Source organism: Leptothoe kymatousa TAU-MAC 1615, from assembly GCF_018739865.1.
GTDB classification, from domain to species: Bacteria; Cyanobacteriota; Cyanobacteriia; order Phormidesmidales; family Phormidesmidaceae; genus Leptothoe; species Leptothoe kymatousa.
Genome location: NZ_JADOER010000011.1, coordinates 63,419 through 82,474 on the forward strand (window position 1 = coordinate 63,419; position 19,056 = coordinate 82,474).

Annotated in this window: 14 protein-coding genes; 5 read left to right on the forward strand and 9 right to left on the reverse strand. The window is 49.8% G+C overall.

Annotated features, from left to right (window positions below; genetic code table 11):
- Positions 1-156: 156 nt before the first annotated feature.
- Complete coding sequence (locus IXB28_RS11910) at positions 157-2,235, reverse strand: hypothetical protein (protein WP_215618823.1); 2,079 nt, start codon at positions 2,233-2,235, stop codon at positions 157-159.
- Positions 2,236-3,287: 1,052 nt separating this feature from the next.
- Between IXB28_RS11910 and IXB28_RS11915 the strand changes: the two genes are divergently transcribed.
- Both IXB28_RS11915 and IXB28_RS11920 read left to right on the forward strand, forming a co-directional pair.
- Positions 3,288-4,676 (forward strand): putative bifunctional diguanylate cyclase/phosphodiesterase, encoded by a 1,389-nt coding sequence (locus IXB28_RS11915; protein ID WP_215618824.1) that lies wholly within the window; start codon positions 3,288-3,290, stop codon positions 4,674-4,676.
- Positions 4,642-5,082 carry a BLUF domain-containing protein gene (locus IXB28_RS11920; protein ID WP_215618825.1) on the forward strand — a complete coding sequence of 147 codons (441 nt, stop codon included), beginning with the start codon at positions 4,642-4,644 and terminating at the stop codon, positions 5,080-5,082. Before IXB28_RS11915 ends, IXB28_RS11920 begins: the two co-directional genes overlap by 35 nt.
- A 168-nt stretch (positions 5,083-5,250) precedes the next feature.
- Here IXB28_RS11920 and IXB28_RS11925 read toward each other — a convergent pair whose 3' ends face one another.
- The 4 genes from IXB28_RS11925 to IXB28_RS11940 form a co-directional block, all read right to left on the reverse strand.
- Complete coding sequence (locus IXB28_RS11925; protein ID WP_215618826.1) at positions 5,251-5,793, reverse strand: Uma2 family endonuclease; 543 nt, start codon at positions 5,791-5,793, stop codon at positions 5,251-5,253.
- 150 nt (positions 5,794-5,943) lie between these two features.
- Positions 5,944-7,077, reverse strand: coding sequence for a hypothetical protein (locus IXB28_RS11930; RefSeq protein ID WP_215618827.1), 1,134 nt, complete (start codon positions 7,075-7,077; stop codon positions 5,944-5,946).
- A 364-nt stretch (positions 7,078-7,441) separates the two neighbouring features.
- Positions 7,442-7,924, reverse strand: a complete 483-nt coding sequence (locus IXB28_RS11935) for a hypothetical protein (protein ID WP_215618828.1) — start codon at positions 7,922-7,924, stop codon at positions 7,442-7,444.
- Positions 7,925-8,061: 137 nt separating this feature from the next.
- Positions 8,062-8,463, reverse strand: a complete 402-nt coding sequence (locus IXB28_RS11940) for a VanZ family protein (RefSeq protein WP_215618829.1) — start codon at positions 8,461-8,463, stop codon at positions 8,062-8,064.
- Between the two features lie 144 nt (positions 8,464-8,607).
- Between IXB28_RS11940 and IXB28_RS11945 the strand changes: the two genes are divergently transcribed.
- A complete protein-coding gene (locus IXB28_RS11945; protein WP_215618830.1) occupies positions 8,608-9,543 on the forward strand; it encodes a M28 family peptidase in 936 nt (311 codons plus the stop codon).
- A 149-nt stretch (positions 9,544-9,692) separates the two neighbouring features.
- Here IXB28_RS11945 and IXB28_RS11950 read toward each other — a convergent pair whose 3' ends face one another.
- Both IXB28_RS11950 and IXB28_RS11955 read right to left on the reverse strand, forming a co-directional pair.
- Positions 9,693-10,973 (reverse strand): lysylphosphatidylglycerol synthase transmembrane domain-containing protein, encoded by a 1,281-nt coding sequence (locus IXB28_RS11950; RefSeq protein WP_215618831.1) that lies wholly within the window; start codon positions 10,971-10,973, stop codon positions 9,693-9,695.
- A gap of 306 nt (positions 10,974-11,279) precedes the next feature.
- Positions 11,280-11,984: a C40 family peptidase gene (locus tag IXB28_RS11955; RefSeq protein WP_215618832.1), complete on the reverse strand. Its 705-nt coding sequence runs from the start codon at positions 11,982-11,984 to the stop codon at positions 11,280-11,282.
- 175 nt (positions 11,985-12,159) lie between these two features.
- Between IXB28_RS11955 and IXB28_RS11960 the strand changes: the two genes are divergently transcribed.
- Entirely contained in the window at positions 12,160-13,320 is a 1,161-nt protein-coding gene (locus IXB28_RS11960; protein ID WP_215618833.1) for a pyridoxal-phosphate-dependent aminotransferase family protein, read from the forward strand.
- A gap of 1,357 nt (positions 13,321-14,677) precedes the next feature.
- On the opposite strand, the gene IXB28_RS11965 is transcribed toward IXB28_RS11960, so the two are convergent.
- A complete protein-coding gene (locus tag IXB28_RS11965; RefSeq protein WP_215618834.1) occupies positions 14,678-14,830 on the reverse strand; it encodes a hypothetical protein in 153 nt (50 codons plus the stop codon).
- Positions 14,831-15,300: 470 nt separating this feature from the next.
- Positions 15,301-17,346: a sensor histidine kinase gene (locus IXB28_RS11970; protein WP_215618835.1), complete on the reverse strand. Its 2,046-nt coding sequence runs from the start codon at positions 17,344-17,346 to the stop codon at positions 15,301-15,303.
- Between the two features lie 385 nt (positions 17,347-17,731).
- Here IXB28_RS11970 and IXB28_RS11975 point away from each other — a divergent pair, with 385 nt between their 5' ends.
- Positions 17,732-19,048: an AAA family ATPase gene (locus IXB28_RS11975; protein WP_215618836.1), complete on the forward strand. Its 1,317-nt coding sequence runs from the start codon at positions 17,732-17,734 to the stop codon at positions 19,046-19,048.
- Positions 19,049-19,056 lie beyond the last annotated feature (8 nt).

Genomic DNA, 19,056 nt, shown 5'->3' on the forward strand with positions numbered 1-19,056 from the left:
ATTAGAACGACAGATTTTTATCTCTCAACAGAACATACACTTTTGCCAAAATCAGAGATTCCAAGAAAGGGGAGAGAAGTCAAATTTCATCTTAATTCTAGGCATCCAAACCATCACTTTTGGCAACCCAGTCCTCCAGCCAAATAGCAAAATCACCTAGGGAAATAAACAAGGGGGCAGCACAGGACGTGGCTCAACCACAATTCCCATACCAAATTGCGGCAGACTACTCATAAAACAACCATATTGATATTTCACATCGGTCCGTTGCGAAAAAATAGTGTGCGCATCGGCAATGCCATCACCTTCGTACTGCACCACCACGCCGGTGTAGGGCACCCCCGTCTCACTCACAACATTATTAGACACCGGATAGGAGATAATTCCATCTAGCCCACCCAATGCTAAAGACCCTTGCATTTCAGGCCATAGACTCGGGCCAGCCTGTTGCACACCACTGGCCAAAGCGACTGCATTAAACACCTCTTCAGGAAAATCGCTATCTCCCTGGCCCACCGGTTGATAAATGGAGCGCACTGGATGCCCAGGCAAGGGATCCTTAGCAATGCGTGGCATATAGACCATGGGTTCCACGATTTCCCAAGAACTTTGGAGTAACCGCAGGGCAGGATAAAGATGATCTAAGGGCTCAGGACGTTCTAGAAACTGTCGCAGCAGTCGGCCAACATCTTGGATGTCATCAGGCCCATCGGGTCCTGCTAATGAGGAAAATAACAAGGCCCAAAATCCCCCGGACCCGGTTGGCACCACCGCCTGAATTTTCGGCTCCACCGCCGCCATCATCACCGCATACTGGGCCCCTTGGGATTGCCCCAGGGCAATGACCGCATCTGTTTGTAGCCGAAAATGCGTTTCCCCCGCAGGCAATGTGGGTCCTTCACAGGCCGCTAACGCGTCCAAGGGAATTTGCAAACGGCCTAGGGCCTCTAGCAACAGCCGCTGTTCTATCACCCCCTGACGAAACGTATCTCGATAGGCCGATAGGTTCACCGGATTTAGATAGATGCGACCATCTAAAAAGTCTGAGAATAACCTAGCCGAAAGATTGGTCAGACGTTCTGGATTGAGGGGGAGCGCACTGGCAACGGAGGCAAACCCTTGGGCACCGACCACATCCGCTGGACCACGATCTGGCAAGCGCGCCCGACCTGGCCGTGGAATTGGCCCCCGATCGACCACCTGGGTGCTCAAGCCTGCCGTACCATGGTAGTAGGCAACCAGGGGATAGCCGGCAGCAGGCATGGACGTTTTAGGGAGCGTAATCACCACAGGAATGGTCTGATATCGCTGGCGGCGAAGGTTTCCCTGCTCGTCAAAGACAAAGAGACCTTCTCGCTCACGATACGAGAAATAGGGGGGAAATCCTTTCTGGAACTGGGGCAGCCGAATTTTGGCGGTAAATTTGCAATAATCCAGATCAGAAATCACCTGGGACGCATCGTAGGTGAGGTCGCGAATAGTAGGCTCGTAGGCCTCTAGCATTTGATCGGAAAGTTGGGCCATCTCTGCCACAACATCTCCCGTGGTAAATATCGTAGCAACAACCACACTATCTCGATCAACCCCAAGTGAATCAAGCGTTTCCCACAGGGGTTGGTAAAGGGTATAGGCTAAAAACTTACGCCTTATCTCGCCTTGAATGAGTTTGCCCTGGCGCAGCTGGGCAAAGGTGTCGGTGGTCTGTAACGGTTCACCGTTGGCATCCTTGAGGGTGTCGCGTACTACGTATGCATATTTGCGGTTGGACTTGAGGACTATGCCTGGGTAGGGAGAGACGGCTAATAAATGCTCGGGGACATAAAATGGATCAGACGCGGGGGTAGATGCCACCACAGGATACAATCGACCCCGATCTGGCGAGTTTCGATCAATATCGATCAGCAATATGGGGGCATCCACCGCCGCCGGAATGAGCTGATTAATATCGAGGGTTTCTAGGGGCTGATCGAAGCGGAAATAACCAGCCGCTGTGGTGGGAAATCCTGTGCGATCGCTAGCAATGGTTTTTAGTCGCTTAAACAGACCAAACTGCCGCGACAATACAGGAAACCCAGACAAGTCAGGCTTACCCTCAGCATCCAGCCGAAAATCTGATGGGTAGGGAAGGTTATAAAATTCAGCCTGGTCTTGCAGATCGGCATTGAGGTCAAAGGTAACCATTGCCCCAGGCGACGTTTGCCCCAGGACCATGGACTGAGGCAGCTTAGAAGCCATCAGAAAAAAGCCACAGGCAAGGGCAGGAACTAAGCCCACCTTGCGCCATTGGCAAAGGCATTTAGAAAACCTTGAAGCCGTCATCTCGATTTATGCTGCACCATCACCAGTAGTATACGGGTCAGCAATCTGATCCCCGTTAGCTAAAGAAATTCAGCAATAAATCGAGATAATCGAACATTTCGCCAGGATCAATCTCTCAACTATTTTTCACCAAGCCCAAGAAAAAGCTTTAAGACGTAGCTTTGGTCACAAAAATACCAAAATCACCAAAATCACCAAACACTACTTACCAAACAGCCAGCTCATCAACGCGACCCAAAAAGCAGAGTTACCAGTGTGAATTTTACAAGCACCAGAGGTCATGCGGGTGATATCAACAGTCGCTTGTTCAAGTTCGTTATCAGACAAATTAGAAGTTGTTGATATATGCAAGGAATTAACGGAGCCTCTAGTCATCAGTTGAAATATGCTCCCCGATCACGAGCACTCGTGGCCTTACACGAGCATTCGCCACATTAATAGAGTGCCCAATTTCTAGGGGAACAAGAAAATTTTCTTGCATCAGAAAATCTTGATCGATCAAGCATCACAAAAAGTTGTTGCCACAAAAATCAACCGACTCACCCCCTTAGGACAAGAACCTGAAGACACTAAACATTAAATCTACCACCAAGAAAACCGCCAACCATAGCTCTAACATCGGATAGCTGGCTAACGCGACGCACTCAACAAAAAATCCACCAAGGGCCGATCAATCTCTACACATACATAGAAACAAACAGTTCAACAAAGAGATTTTTCATATCAACCATGCATCGACAACACAATCTAGAACATTACAAATTCTCTTATCACATGAGATTGAACCATCCATGACATGATGAATCCACGAAAGCACCCGTTGAACAACAACGCCTCAGCCAGTTAATTCTCCAAAGCAGGTGGGCTTACTCTAAGTAAGGGGAAAGAAACTTATATTTACAGTCGTCGTTTCAGAAATTTCGTTATTTATAGGGATGAACCGGCTTCGCACACCATGATATTGACATATGGGTCTGATTGAGATGGAAATGGTAGATTCCCTAACAGGGCTCTTAAATCGTATAGCTACACTCAGTGAAATTGACGAGCTGTTAATCGAAGAAGGCTCCGAGCCAGTGACACTTGTTTTACTGGATATTGGGCGTTTCAGAAAAGTAAACGATAGCGTTGGTATTCAAATTGGCGATCGCATTATTCGAATTGTTTCTAAACGCATCAAAAATGCTGCACCTGAAGCCCATGTCCTGGGTAGAACCAGTGGAGATAACTTTGCATTAGCCTTCAAAGGTCTTTCTCAAGACCAATTAGATGACATCACCGATAAGCTCCTGGACTTTATTAAACGCCCCATTGCCGTGGGGGGCAATGTCATCATCGTCTCGCTGGCCATCGGCATCGCCACCAGCCAGCCCGCAGATGGCAAAGACGCAGCTTCTCTTTTCCATGCCGCAGATATTGCCCTACACCACGCCCAACGAAATAAACTAGAAGTCACCCACTTTGAGCCGCACATGCTTGAGCTAGCTCAAGCGGCCCATAGTTTAGAAAACGATTTACGTGTGTCGCTGGCGACCCATACCCCTGAGCTACATCAGGCCATCAACAACGAACAATTTTCCATCCACTACCAACCCATTATCTCTAGCAGCAACTATGCGATCGCAGGGTTTGAGGCCCTAATCCGATGGAATCATCCCCAAAGAGGATGGGTTAGCCCGGGGCAATTTATCCCGATCGCAGAAGAAATTGGCGTGATCGACATGCTCGGCACCTGGGTCATGCGCAAGGCATGCAAGGATATCATGCAGTGGCATGGTCCCCAACTAGCCGAAGACTTTTTTATTAGCGTTAACGTATCGGCAAAACAATTCAAAAAACCGGCCTTACTCGCAGACACCATCAACAATGCACTGGAAGAGTCTCGTCTAGCGCCCCACCGATTGCACCTGGAGATGACAGAAACCTCCACCTTCAACGAAATTCCAGAAAAGTTTTTTGCGGTCAAAGAAACAGGATGCAAACTCTCCCTAGATGATTTTGGCACAGGCTATTCCTCCCTCACCTATCTACACAGTTTGCCATTTGATAGCGTTAAGCTCGACAAATCATTTATCTCAGATCTCTACGTTCGAGATGAAGCCCGATGGTCATTATCAGAAAAGATGATCCGCGCCATCTTTAGCCTTAGCAGTGCCATTGGCCTTGAGCTCATCGTAGAAGGTATCGAAACTCAACCTCAACTTCATTTTCTCCATAAGTTAGGTTGCAATCCCATGTACCAAGGCTATTTGTTCAGCAGACCCATCCCCACAGACCAAATTCCCGACTTTTTATCCACCCCCCTACATTTAGGAGATCTCCATGAACAACCAAATATTCAGCATTGCTTACTTTAGCAAGAGCAGCATTAAAGGCAGCATCAACGATGTCGCCCGCGAAATAGAATCAATTTTAACGCTGGCTCGCTCAAACAATAAAGAACAGGGTATCACCGGAGCCTTACTGTATAGTGGCGGCTATTTTAGCCAGGTGATCGAAGGCCCGATGGATGCGGTAGAGGATCTATTTGAAACCATCCAAAACGACCCGCGCCACACGGATGTTAGTGTGTTGCACTTTAACCCAATTCCAAATCGTAGTTTTTCAGACTGGTCCATGGCCCTGGCTGGCATTGAGGATACCTTATTTGCCAGCATCGACGCCATTTTGAAGTCGCCCGATGAACTCGAAAGTGAACAAGCCGGTACAGCCCTGATCAACGTGCTCTACGACCTAGTGAAAAGGCATGAGGGGCAAGTTTAGCAATACGAAAACAAACATAGTAAAACTCTGATGGGCCATGGCCCATCAGAGTCTAAAGCAACTAGAAGTACTAAATATCAGAGAGCTGGCAAACGCTACAGCCCCCTAGCAACCATTCATTTTGCAGGTTAAATTACTTGCTAATTTTTACTTGTTCCTGCTTGTTTTTTACCCTACCAAACAATCAACCGATACCTGGATATCCGGAAAGGCTAACGGATTCGCAAACCCATCCGTCAGCTCAAATACACTCATATAATCCTGACCAACCGGCTGGCGAAAAACAATCACACGATTTTCCGCCATATTTACCACCCAATAGTCAGTAACGCCGGCTGCCGCATAGATCTGTTGTTTTTCATTCAAATCAGTCAGCAACGTGGTATCCGCAATCTCAATCAGCCACAAAATATCATCCGCCTGGGGATGCTGGGCGTCGTAACGTTCTGTAGGCAACCGAACCATGGCCAGGTCTGGCGATGGCTCCGACTGCTGTAGCGTAATCGGATGCCCCTCAGAGACCAAAACCATACCATTGAACAGTCCACGGAGATAGGCTCCTACCTTACGAACGCGGGACGCATGGCTCGGTCCCTCTGGACTCACTTCCACAATATTTCCTGCTAGCAGTTCCACCCGACGATTTTTCAAAACACCTGCTGCAATCATCTGATGATAGTCCTCGACCGCCCACTTTACTGATGTGGCCATTTTATTAGGGCTCCCCATGTCATACTACATAAGTATGTGACTATGGATAAAGAAAATAGTTGCATGGTTATGTTATCGATCCATAGAATAGGTCCTGTAACCGGTGATCGCAGCAGCAGCTTGCGCTATCAGTAACGTTATAGAAACAACCTACAACACCTGCAAAAGCTCATGACGCGTAGCATTAGCCTTTTGCAAGACTTTATTGTGATCTAGCAGGGGCTGCTGCGTCAGTAGCGTATTTTGTTCTAATAAACTTGCGATTTCCGTTTGTCGCTCGGTCAACTGCTCATCCATTTGCGCCAACGTGTTGTATTCCACAGTGTGCATTTGGCGAAAATGTTCTACACGAATCAATGCGTGAAGCAGCTCATAATAATTCACCTCCTGCCATCTAGGATCGGAGAATTCAGTGCTGACGCTAGAAATATAGTTGTTCAAAATATCTGCGGCCACGTGACGCAGATAAACCTCTCCCTCAGCGTATTGACCGTAAAGCACCTCGATTTGAGGGTTACTCAACACGGGCTTACTGTATTCAGTGGCAATCTCCTCTTTTAGAACATTGAGTTTTAGGCGAGTGAGCTGATAGTCTTCGCTGGCACCTAGCAAACTTGCAATGTATTCAGCTTCAGTCGGATGAATGCCTAAAACGTCAATTAGGCTAACCTTTTGCTCGTTCAATGCTTGGGATTTCTTTTCCAACTCCGCCTGGCGATGGGCTAAGTCCGCTTCACGGTGAGCCAGAATAGCTTGCTGACGCTCCAGTTCCTGTACCGTATCTCGAGTCTTAAACTGCCCTATTTTAGACCTCAAGTGCTGTAGCTTAGCCTGGACAGCGGCGGGGCTATCAAGTAGTTTGTGGGTCGCAGATTCATTTGCGCTCGTGCTAAAGGATGCGGTGGGCTGAGACGTCGCAACGGGAGGAGTCACAACGGCTGTTTCAGCTTCAGACTGCTTTAACGGCGTCGCATCGCCTGGCGCCGTACCTTCTGGCAGGACGGGGGCAGCCTGCGGTGAGCCTGTATCGGTATACTGCATCAGGGCGCCAGCAGAACATACCATCGTGGCGCCAAGGGCAAGGGCCGTATGGTAAGGCGATGCGGCTGCGGAGGACGCCGTTGAAATAGCTAGCTCATCTGTCCAGTAAGCGGAGCGCGGCTTACTATGGTCACAACCATGGCTGGGCTTTTTACGTTGCTTGTTGGGATACCGTACTGAGCCATCCAACGGTAATCCTGGTAGGGACTGAGTTTGGCTAGTCAGGTTATAAAAAGAAGACATAAGTTAGTGACAATAGGAACTGCCTCGTTCTAGTTGAATTTACAGATTTGGGCAATCCGTATCCGGGGAAATATCTTAAAGTAATGACCAGGAAGGCTTTCCTAGACAGGACTTAATAGACGTAACGATGGGAAAAAGTTCCCTTAAACGACCATTTCCCATTGAGTCACAGGTAGTCTAGTACTCCTAACTAAACTGGTTGCCTATGTACAACGTCTGTGGCTAGCGTTTGTGAAGAATGTGTAGTGATTTGATGACTAAAAAAAGAAGCGATCGCACCCCTGGTTCAGAAGTGCGATCGCAGTTTTAACTAGACCCTATGGGCTCTATCTCAGCCAGACACAGGGGCCTAAATCAGCAGCAGTCAGATTGTTGAATCCACCAAACCCTGCACCTTGGTTCTCAACGCACGAGACTTTCGAATCAACCAGTTATACACACCGCCCGACTCTTCTGGCTCATATGACAGCACATCATCAGGCACAACAGTGTTCGATGTGTTGTTGCGTTCATCGTTGCGCTCACCATATTGAGCAATGGCTTGAATAATCTCTTCTTTGGTTTGGTAAAACGTTTTCACCACCGCATGGAGATCGTTCAACAACGTCTTTTCTTTACTCGCTGCTTTGCGAATATCCATTTCAATGGCAGACACTAAACTATTGTGTTCGTCCACCTGGGCTAACAAATGCGATAAACCTCTGAGCTGAGGATCGGCCAAACATAGCGCCAAAAAGCGAAGATTGGCTAACCAACCTCGACTCCAACCCATGGCCTCATTAATTTCACGCCCCTGTATCTTTAGCTGGGCGGCATTAAGGAGAGGAGAGGTCTCACAGTAAGTCATGACAGAGGAACCTTGATAAATACTTTTTCATTAACTATTGCAACAAGTCTGTATCGCCCCATATCGGAAAAGTATCAAAAAAGCTTGCTACAGGAACATCGTAAATATACGGAATACTTTCGCCGAGGAAATTAAGCCTAATTGGGTTGGGATGGCTGGGTGGACTGGGCTATCAGGTATCCGACGATCACCCCCGCCAAACTACAAACTAAATCTAAAGAATCTAGGGTGCGGTGGGGCGACAGGCCCTGCACAATTTCCTCTGCGGCCATGGTTAAACCAAATAGGACGGGGAAAATAGGGAGCGATCGCAGCCCCCTAAAATGCCTATAATTTAGGACGCGATGGCCCAAATAGCTGGCGATGGCATAGAGCACCACATGGCCAATTTTGTCGTAATAGGGAAATTTTCCTAAGAACTGCAGGGGCAAATTATTCGTATACGCGGCCCACAAAATCAATAAAAAGAAAGCACCATAGCCCGTAGCTAGCAACGCAACATTCCGCTGTGGTCGATTGGATTGGGAAAACGATTTCATGGAAAAGATAGGGCCGTATTGATCAGATTTTCAGTACTGCGATCTACAGTGGACAATGTGTGCATCTCGGACACACAGCGTGAATTGATGTAAACCATGGGCAAATTGAGGCATCGGTTAGGTCTTTGGCTAGGAATGACAATTTTGGCTGGAAGTCTAGTTTTCTACGGGTTTTCGTCCCTGGCCAAGTCGAGGGAGCTGAGGATTGACAGTGGCCAATTAATGGCGCACGTGCAAACTTTATCCACTGAACGCTACACAGATCTCGCCCTAGATCGCACCCGTGCCTATTTAAGCCAGGAATTAACCGCCTATGGCTATGAACCCGTGGCTCAGTCGTTTGGCCGTGGAGACAGCGCCGGGACCAACCTGATGGTGGTGCGCCCCGGTCGCCAAACGCCCGAGCAAAAGATTCTGGTGGGGGCCCACTACGATTCTGTGGCGGGGTCCCCCGGGGCGGATGATAATGCCAGCGCTGTGGCCACCGCCCTAGAAATTGCGCGTCTTTTTGTTAACTACCCTACAGACAAAACTCTCCAGGTAGTCTTTTTTGACCAAGAGGAGCGGCAGCCGGAAGGGGAAGGACTTGTGGGCAGCAATGCCTTTGTGAACAATGGGGCCAATTTGGCCGGATTGGAAAGTGCCGTAATTCTAGAAATGCTCGGCTACGCCTGCTATGAACCGGACTGCCAGGCATACCCCGCTGGCTTAGGGCAAGGGACTTTACCCAGCCAAGGAGATTTTATTGGGGTCATCGGCGATACGGACCATCCTGATTTGTTGGCCAGCTTCGCCCTAGACCCTGCGGACGAAACGACATTGCCGGCAATCACGTTGCCGGTGCCCATCGGGGTGTTACCGTTGATGCCCGATTTATTTCGTAGCGACCATGCTCCGTTTTGGTTCAAGGGCATTGGGGCCGTTATGGTGAGTGATACCGCTGATTTTCGCAACCCAAACTACCATCGCGCCACAGATACCGTGGAAACGTTGGATCCAGCCTTTCTTCAGCAGACCGCCCAATACGTGGTGGAACGGGTAGCCAACCTATTAAAAAACAGCCCCGAAGAGAGTGTTTAATGCCGTAGCGGTTTATTTTTGTGCGATCCCATAGCTGCCGATTATTTACCGATGGGCCATCGTTGCTTACATGGGCCAAAGCATATAGCTGCCAATTATTTGCCGATGGGCCATCGTTGCTTACATGGGCCAAAGCATATAGCTGCCAACTATTTGCCGATGGGCCATCGCTTCTTACGGGGGCCAAAGGATTGGGAAGTGGGTTCTCCTTCGTTCGCCGCCGATTGAGAGAGAACAGATGGCAGTATCGGGGCCGCAGACTTATCTTTTTCGGGCGTGACGACAGCTGGGGCATCGGCCCCAGCATCACTTTCCACATATTCCGTAGGCGGCTCCCCCACGCTTTCAGAACTGTTTGAATTCTCCAGGGATGGAGCTGACTGAGGCGAAATAGCCTCGGCAGTTGTGGAGGCATCTGCACCGATCTTGTCGGCCAGGGGGGTGGATGCTGGCTGGGATGTCTCATCTTTGGGAGGCGGTAGCAAAATGGTTCGTTTTGCTTTCCCCACTGGGGTCATAAAGTCGGCAATGCGTTCTTCTAGCCAAATCAGCCCGGCACCCAACGCTTCGGCCAGGGTACTGATCAGACGATAGAGGGCGACACTGCTGATCAGTAAGCCGCTGGGGATTTGATGGCCAAGCAGCGCGATCGCAACCGCTTCGAACACCCCCACACCACCGGGGGCACCGGGCACCACCAGGCCAAATAGCCAGGCCACACTAAAGGCCCCCAACACCGGAAAAAACTGACTGGGCTGCAGCGCCTGGAGCGCCACCATCGTCATCATAAAGCCCAGGCCCCGCAGCACCACAAACCCCAGTTCCCCCAGCAGAGAACGCCAGGGGTAAGACCGCAGCCGCAGGGTACTGGTAATCACCGTGAGGCCTTGGGCCTTGGCCTTAGCAATGCCCAACTTTCGCAGCACCGGATTCAAGAACCGAGGGTGAACGGCCACCAGCATGGCCACCAGCGCCACCGCACAGGGCAACAAATAGCGCCAATCGCTACCAGCGGTAATGCTAAAACTAATCGCCGCCAACCCCAGGGCCGCCGCCGCCATCAGCAAGGGTTCTAGCACCACCCCGACAATGGCCGCCCCCGTGGATGACCCCGTTGCTTGCAAAGCCCGCACCCGACCATAGAAATGCCACACATTGCCCGGCAGGTATTTGGCAATATTGGTTTTGAGGTACACCACCGTAGACCAGCGGCCATCGCGGGGCTGATCGATGGTGCGCAAAATCCAATGCCACACCCACCCAGACCAAATGTGGGCAATCAGGGTGATGCCCAGGGCAATGGTCAGTAACGCAAATGTGGCCCCCGTAATCTGGAGATTGCTCACGTCTTGCCAATGATCTTTGAGGGTTTTGGCAAGAAAAAATAAAATACCGCCGAACAACAGCCAGCGAAGAATGCGTTTAACCATGGAGGGGGAAAGCCGGCGCATAACAGGGCGGTGTAACTACATGGGTCAGGTGTATTAAACCGTGTCTGTACCCTAGGGGGCAGGATTCATAACCTGGGCTTTGTCATTGCTGATGCAATTGATCCACTGAATACAGATGCAGCCATCAGCTTGGGCTAGCAATGCCGAATTTTAAGTTTTTCATTTTGTTCGCATATAGGTTTAGCACAGTTTTTGCGGTTTATGGCCCTTCACAAGGCGGCCGCATCGTAGAAGCTAAGGCCTTTGAGGCTTATGGCCCTGCATAATGCGGCCGCATCATAGAAGCTAAGGCCTTTGAGGCTTATAGCCCTGAACAATGCGGCCACTGCATCGATATTGGGCAGCATAGGCGGCGCTGACGGGGTCCGCCAGATCCACAATAGAGTCAATGCCAATGCCGTTGCGCCCCTGGTCTTTGCCAGAGCTGTGAATATAGCGACCATCACCCAAGTGCAAAGCCACGTGGGTCGTGCGCTCCGGTGGGCCAAAAAAGATGAGATCCCCTGGCTGCAGCTCCGATTGATCGACCCTGGCGGTAAAGGCTTCTTGCTGATATGAATCGCGGGGCAGGGGCACCCCCACGGAGGCAAAGGCCGCTTGCATCAACCCCGAACAGTCGTAGTTGGGGGCAACGGTGCCGCCCCATAGATATTCGTTGGGGGTGGCCATGGCGGCCTGGGTAAAGGCAATGGCGGCTGGAATGGCCTGTTCAATAGTATGGCGATCCACCGTGGGTGCCTGGTAGGTGTGCGCCGCCGGGGTGAGGGCGTCAGCATCGCCTAACCTGAGCCAGCCAGGGTAGGCATCGGCACAGAGTAGGACCTGAATACCATCGGGGGCAATGTCGGTGATGTGCAGCTGCAGACCAACGGCGGCTTGGGTGACTAACCCCGGATCAGTGGTGGTTTTGTAGAGGTTTAGGTTGCGATCGCACCGATATTCCGCCTGAGGTTCCAACCGCCAACGATTCCTTAGCTCATCTAATTGCACCGCACACCAGCCTTCACATTACATATTGCCAGGACACAAAAGCCCGCCATTACTTTAATGCAAAGCACCACATCCCACATCAGTCACTTTGCAAGGTAGACCCAATTTCACGAATGGACCATTCCATCGGACAATAAAAAAATCTTTTGTCGCATTAGCTACAGTTTAGCCAGTCATGAGCCAGACCCTATCCCGACCCCAAGTTAATGAAAAATTCCGTATCACACCCACAGCACTAGATATTCCAGAACGTCTACTGCTCGGTCCTGGCCCTTCCAACTCCAATCCTGACGTGGTCGCCGCCATGAATCGTCAGCCCATTGGTCACCTGGATCCAGCCTACCTAGACCTCATGGATGAAGTGCAGTCCATGATGCGCTACGTCTGGCAAACCGAAAACCCAATGACCTTGCCCATCAGTGGCACCGGGTCCGCGGCCATGGAAGCCACCCTAGCCAACGCCGTAGAACCCGGAGATGTGGTCTTAGTCGGCATCAACGGCTACTTTGGCAACCGCCTAGTGGACATGGCAGAGCGCTACCGTGCCGATGTGCGCAGCATTAGCAAACCCTGGGGCGAAGTGTTTAGCCTAGACGAACTACGGACCGCACTCCAAGAACATCGCCCGGCCATTTTAGCCCTGGTCCATGCAGAAACCTCCACCGGTGCCCGCCAGCCCTTAGAAGGGGTGGGCGAGCTGTGCCGCGAGTTCGACTGCCTACTACTAATCGACACCGTCACCAGCATGGGTGGGGTGCCCATTTTCTTAGACGAGTGGGGGGTGGACATGGCCTACAGCTGCAGCCAGAAAGGCCTCAGCTGCCCTCCCGGCAGTTCTCCATTCACCATGGGCGAGCGGGCACTGCAAAAAATGGATAAGCGCCAGAACAAAGTGGCAAACTGGTATTTAGATGTTTCCCTACTGCGCAACTACTGGGGCAAAGGACGCACCTATCACCACACAGCGCCCGTGAATATGACCTACGCTATTCGCGAAGCGCTGCGCTTGGTGATGGAAGAAGGCCTAGAAAATTCCTGGGCCCGCCACCAAACCACCGCCGAGAAACTTTGGTATGGTTTGGCGGAAATCGGCCTGAGCTGCCACGTCCCCAAGGAGTACCGCCTACCGACGTTGACCACCGTTAAGGTACCCGAAGGTATAGATGCCAAGGCAGTGACCAGCAAAATGCTGAGCGATCACAACATCGAAATCGGCAATGGCTTAGGAGAACTTGGCGGCAAAGTATGGCGCATTGGCCTCATGGGCTACAACAGCCAGCCTAAAAATGTGGATCATGTGCTGACTGCCATGGGCAAGGTGATAAAAGAGATGTAATTTTTACCCTAGCCCACGCAATAAAAGAGACTCCCAGCCACAGGAGTCTCTTTTACCGTCAGCCTTTCAAGACCAATTATGCTATGTGCACCCCCATGGGGAGTGAGCTAAAAATCTCAACAATTATCCAGCAACCCAGCCAGGGCCTCACCCACAGGCAAGGGTTTTCGGCCAACCATCGCTTAACTTTTCCCAACAAGGTAGTACATGCGCCCGATAGCCCCGTAGCCGCCCCGTCAGCACCCATAACAAGACAATAAAACGGCTACTCCGACCAAATTAATTGCTAAGCAGATAACGACAACTATGGTGGTAGTGTTCAATACAGAAGTCTAACTTAAATGGAGAATTACTCAATCACGCATCCACCGTATTACGGTATCCACAATCCCTGATGAGGTCACTGTTAATCGAGCGTAAACGGTTGACTCACTTGCTCGCGCGCCCCTACCCTCAAAGCCATTGAACAGGCCTGTATAACTGTTCCCATCCACCTAACAACAGCCCTACCAAACCTGACGATCGCAACTATTAGGAAAAGGCTACCTAAAGCATAGGCACTTAATATTGCGGCAAATAGCCACAATATCTCCTTAATCACCCATTTAAAAGATGATTTCAGAAACCCTATTCCTGCGTTAACACTTGGCATTTTCCCGACGAACCGGCTGCTCAGAACACTCTTGATAGAGACCCAACAAAACAGCAGCGGCTTGTGGAGAAAATTCTTAACACTCCAATTTTCACCCATGGGTTTCTCCCAGATATCGAACCTGCATCAATATATTTTGATTCAAGCTGCATTAGTTTTTAATATAATACCGCCAAATTATTAATTAAAGGTTGAAGCTACCCATCGTGCAGGTAGTTAAACAAGATCATAGTTCAGCAGTTTTAACTACTACACAATCAAGCTGTGGCTCCGAGACAGCATTCATGAGTTTTTCCGTGTCTACGGATACTTTGACAACCATTGCCTGGGATAAATGTATCAAGGCCATGGGAAAAACTGAACATCGGTACCACAAGATCTATGATCATGGGGGCCAATAAGAATTGAAATTATCCGTACGGAGTCATACAAAATTCTGATTAATGGCACCCGGTATCACTGGGCATCCACCCGGAATGCCCCCGACAGGATGGTCTAGTCAGAACCGGGTTGACGAACTCAGATGGGCACTAGGTCATGGCAGGGACATTTTGTGCGGCGACCCAATCTGGGTAAGAATTTGCTACCCCACCACCTGAACTATGGCTGAAAACACGAACAATAACTTTAAACTAAAAATCCGTGGGTTTGCAGCATACTACAAGCCCACGGACAAATAACCGTTGCAAATCGTTCTTTAATTACCTAGAAATTGCCAATCAAAACAACTGCTGTCAACAGGCAAAATATCGCAACACCCAGTGCCCAAATCACCTCATAGGGGGCATGATTTTCAGCATCGAGGTAGGCATTGACTAACCGATCATGTTCCTCGGGTTTCCAAATCATCGATTTCATAACAACCTCCTGAGTTGTTTATCTTTCGGGGTGGATGCCCTAAAGCATAGACAAGCACCCTAGAAAGACAACAGCTGAAGAAAGAATCTTCATCCTCATTGCCAAAAGTTGATATTCCCGCAGCTAAACATAACCTTAGCTCGGCCAATCCCTTAGTAATGCTTAATCAATTCCAAGGCGGCAAATAGGCACAGCATTACCAAACCCATAGCCCATAGCAACTCATAGAACGCATAGTTTACGTTTTCTGGATACGCATTGGCTGGGCGACCTACGTTCTTATCATGCATTAATGTCATTGGTCTGACACTACCTTTTAAAAAATGACGGCAGTTCAGTATTCAGCAAATACTTTGAAAATACAACGCTCATAAATCAAAATTTTGTACTTATCATCAAAAGTCAACACATGGTTACATTGATTTACATAGCCATTTTTTTGCGGTCTGCAGTGGGCTACGACCTGCGGTTCAAGTGCTTGCTTGCGCAGCCCAAACTGAAGACCGGGCCTGGGTAATGGGTAATTGAATAAGGCATGTCGTTCCCTGGGGCAAATGGGGCTGAAGCGCCAAGTGGCCATGGTGCTGCTGCAGATATTGATAGGAAACAGATAGCCCCAAACCAACACCTTTGCCCACCGGCTTTGTTGTAAAAAATGGGTCAAAAACTTTATCCCTTAGGGAGGGCAAAATGCCTGGACCGGAATCGCTAATGGCAATGGTTACCCAATCGTCTTCCTGTAAACAACTGTGAATCACAATTTGTTTTACGCTGCCGTCACCCAGGCTATTAACGGCATCGATCGCGTTGAGTAACACCTGCATAAATACTTGATTGATGGCGCTAGGATCGCAATCCACCAATGGCAGGGGGCCATATTCTTTGACTAGCTCCACATCGTTATCAATGCGGGATTTTAGAATTAAGAGGGTGTTGTCTAGATTGTCATTTAAATTTGTTGGCTTTACCCCTTGCTCGTCACTACAGGCAAAGGATTGCAAGCTACGCACAATGGACTCAATTCGCTCTGTTCCTTTGGCTACAGAGCGAAATATTTTGGGCATGTCTGCTTGGATATAGTCTAGGTCGATGTTTTCGGCCTGCTGCCCCAGGGCAGATGCGCCATTTAATGGGGATATCTGTTGTTGATACAGATGCAGTAAATTAAATAGGTCTTGTCCATATTCTTGCAAAACTTGCATATTGGACGAAATAAAGGTCAGGGGATTATTAAATTCATGGGCAATGCCGCCCACTAATTGACCAAGGCTGGACAGTTTTTCTGTTTGAATGAGCTGGGCCTGGGTTTGTTTGAGTTCCTGGAGCGCATTGGTGAGCTCATTTGTGCGCTCGGCGACTCGCCCCTCTAAGGTGCGTTCTGCTTGTTTTTGCCGACGAATGGCTTCTATGAGCACCACAATAGTGACCATGCCCAGGACAAAGATGGAGAAGACATACCATGTCAGCTGACGATACTGCTCATAGAAGGAGAGTTTCTGATTAATTAGAGTGCTGGCCAGGGGCAGCGCATTGGGGTGGATATTAAATCGCTTGAGCTCTTGGGCGTCAAACATCCATTGATTTTTTGCCTCGACCACCGGCTCTACTTGATCGACGGGGGTGCCAGCTAAAATTTTGTTGGCTAGCTTAACGGCTTGTTTGGCATGGGAACTGCCTTCCAGCACTTTTCCACCCACGACACCGTGGCTTAATTCATGGCTGCTGACCGTGTAGATCGGGTTTTCTACCTGCGATCGCAACAGCCGCGCCGTATCCTCAAATGGGATAAGTGCTCCATTTTCATCCTCGGACCGCAATTGCCCCCGCAACAATATGGGCCAATGACTTGGATATTGCCCGAGCGTTTGAGTAATGGTCGCTGGGGTCAGATCCTTGACCACCGTCAGCTGAGGCAGTGTCCCATCCGCCGCTTGCAGCTGTCGCAGACGCTCCAGATTTGCCTTGCCCGTTTCCGTAGAGTCGATGAGAACAATCAGATTATCAGCCTGGGTCTGTCGTTGCGCCTCCAGAATCGTTTCTTTATAGCTGTGTAGTTCAAAGACCCCGGTCAACCAAGGAGTCGTCAATAGGCGCTCTTGCACATGGTTAATACCCATAAAAACAACGGGGATGTCTGGGAAATACTGCCCCCGCGTTTCTAAAATCAGATTGAGGCCAGGATCGTCTGCCACCATTAGCAGTCGCAGCTCTGTGTGCTGATATTTGGTCTGGAGATAGCTTAAAAAATCATCGTGATGCCTCAGATCTGGATAGCGCTTAGCATCTAGAAATTCATGGTAGACCGTCACACTGTGCTGACTGTCTTGAAATCCCTCTTCGATTCCCCGTTTTTCCTGTTCGGTCCACGATAAATCCAAGTCGTAGGAATGGATCACCAGGATATTGTTCGGGGGTTGAGTAGTGGCCCCACCCCCTCGAGGTTCAGCACCAAACGCAAGTAGCAAGACCGGCAAACAGGCAACTACTTTTTTGCTAAGACATCTTATAAATGCCATGTCATTGATCGTCTGTGCGATGCCCCATCACTACATATTCACCATTGGCTTAATGTGCCCAAGTTGGGGTTAAACCAACCTGAGTTGATTACTACTGATGGTTCTAAGGTAGGCCATGGGGGCGTTTTGACCTAGACATTGCCCCAAAAAACTGTGTAGCAAAGGCCCAAAAAACTGTGTAGCAAAGGATTTAAAGATGGTTAATGTTACGCGCGCGGCCAATCTTCGGGATAATTTCATTAGTTTGACCCTGGTCTGGGCAATATGAAGCCCAGACACCGCCCAGACACCACTGGTGTGTCATGGCCATGGAGATGCTGACACCCCCATGGCCTATTGCGATAAAAATCGTCTAGGATGGCGAATGCCGTGTTGCTTTATGCCAATGGGTTTAGACCTTCCTCGCTTTTATCGCGCAGCAAACCCGAGCCGGCCCCTGCGGTTGGTTCAGGCTGAGGATCGACAATATTACATCGACTTTTCGTCAGTGCGGGGGGGCGACATTGTGCGAGAACTGGAACGCACAATTACCCTACTCTCCCCCGATGAAGCGACAACGCAGTTATTTACGGGCAACATTGGCTGCGGCAAATCTACAGAGCTACTCCGTCTGAAGGCCAAGTTAGAACAGCAGGGGCTACATGTGGTTTATTTTGAGTCGGACCGCGACCTGGAAATGGCCGATGTGGATATTAGCGACATTCTGTTGATGATCGCCCATCAGGTGGTCGAGAGTTTAGAGAATGATGGGATTAAGCTGCGACCGTCGGCCTTGGTGAACCTATTTCGCAATTTGGCAGAAACGCTGCAAACGCCGATGGAAATTGCCGATGTTAGTTTTTCGGTGGGCATTGCGGCGATTACGGCTCGGGCCAAGGAAAGCCCAGAAATGCGCAGCCGCATGCGGCAATATCTAGAGCCGCGCACGAAAACGATTATTGATGCCATTAATGAAGAGCTGCTGGAAGTTGCGATCGCCACACTACGCAGCCAGGGCAAAAAAGGCCTGGTGGTAATTGTGGACAATCTGGACCGCATTGACCCGGTGGAGCGCGCCAACGGTCGCACCCAGTCCGAATACCTATTTATTGATCGCGGAGAACAACTAAAACGCCTCAACTGCCATGTGGTGTATACCATTCCCCTGGCGCTAGTCTTCTCTGACGATTTGCCCCGGCTTTCCAACCGATTTGGCGTCTCGCCAAAAGTGTTGCCCATGGTGCCTGTGATGCAGCGGGAAGGCAACACCTCCGAGTCGGGTCTGGCCCTGCTACAACAAATGGTATTGGCCCGGGCATTTCCCGACAAAAACTATAATGAGCGCATCGACCACAGCCAAGAGATTTTTGAAAACCTAGACGTGCTCAACCGTCTCTGCTGCCTCAGCGGCGGCCACATGCGTAACCTAATGAGGCTGCTCTATGGCTGCCTACAAAAGGGCGATCCCCCCCTACAATCCAATGTGTTAGAAGCCGTCATTCGAGACGAGCGCGATTCTCTCATGGCCCTGATTGACGAAGGCGAATGGCAGCTCATGTTTAAGGCCATTAGCACCCCCGACACCCAGGGCAACGAGGCCTATAGCCTGCTACTGCGCAGTTTATTTCTCTATGAATATCGCGATAATAGTGGCCGATGGTTTGACCTGAACCCGGTGTTAAAAGAAACCAATCGCTATCAAAATTGGCAAACTAATCGTTAACCCCATCC

Coding starts and splice junctions, on each gene's coding strand:
- IXB28_RS11910 (WP_215618823.1), bottom strand. CDS start 2,235: ATGGCTTCTAAGCTGCCTCAGTCCATGGTCCTGGGGCAAACGTCGCCT.
- IXB28_RS11915 (WP_215618824.1), top strand. CDS start 3,288: ATGGGTCTGATTGAGATGGAAATGGTAGATTCCCTAACAGGGCTCTTA.
- IXB28_RS11920 (WP_215618825.1), top strand. CDS start 4,642: ATGAACAACCAAATATTCAGCATTGCTTACTTTAGCAAGAGCAGCATT.
- IXB28_RS11925 (WP_215618826.1), bottom strand. CDS start 5,793: ATGGCCACATCAGTAAAGTGGGCGGTCGAGGACTATCATCAGATGATT.
- IXB28_RS11930 (WP_215618827.1), bottom strand. CDS start 7,077: ATGTCTTCTTTTTATAACCTGACTAGCCAAACTCAGTCCCTACCAGGA.
- IXB28_RS11935 (WP_215618828.1), bottom strand. CDS start 7,924: ATGACTTACTGTGAGACCTCTCCTCTCCTTAATGCCGCCCAGCTAAAG.
- IXB28_RS11940 (WP_215618829.1), bottom strand. CDS start 8,463: ATGAAATCGTTTTCCCAATCCAATCGACCACAGCGGAATGTTGCGTTG.
- IXB28_RS11950 (WP_215618831.1), bottom strand. CDS start 10,973: ATGGTTAAACGCATTCTTCGCTGGCTGTTGTTCGGCGGTATTTTATTT.
- IXB28_RS11960 (WP_215618833.1), top strand. CDS start 12,160: ATGAGCCAGACCCTATCCCGACCCCAAGTTAATGAAAAATTCCGTATC.
- IXB28_RS11965 (WP_215618834.1), bottom strand. CDS start 14,830: ATGAAATCGATGATTTGGAAACCCGAGGAACATGATCGGTTAGTCAAT.
- IXB28_RS11970 (WP_215618835.1), bottom strand. CDS start 17,346: ATGGCATTTATAAGATGTCTTAGCAAAAAAGTAGTTGCCTGTTTGCCG.
- IXB28_RS11975 (WP_215618836.1), top strand. CDS start 17,732: ATGGGTTTAGACCTTCCTCGCTTTTATCGCGCAGCAAACCCGAGCCGG.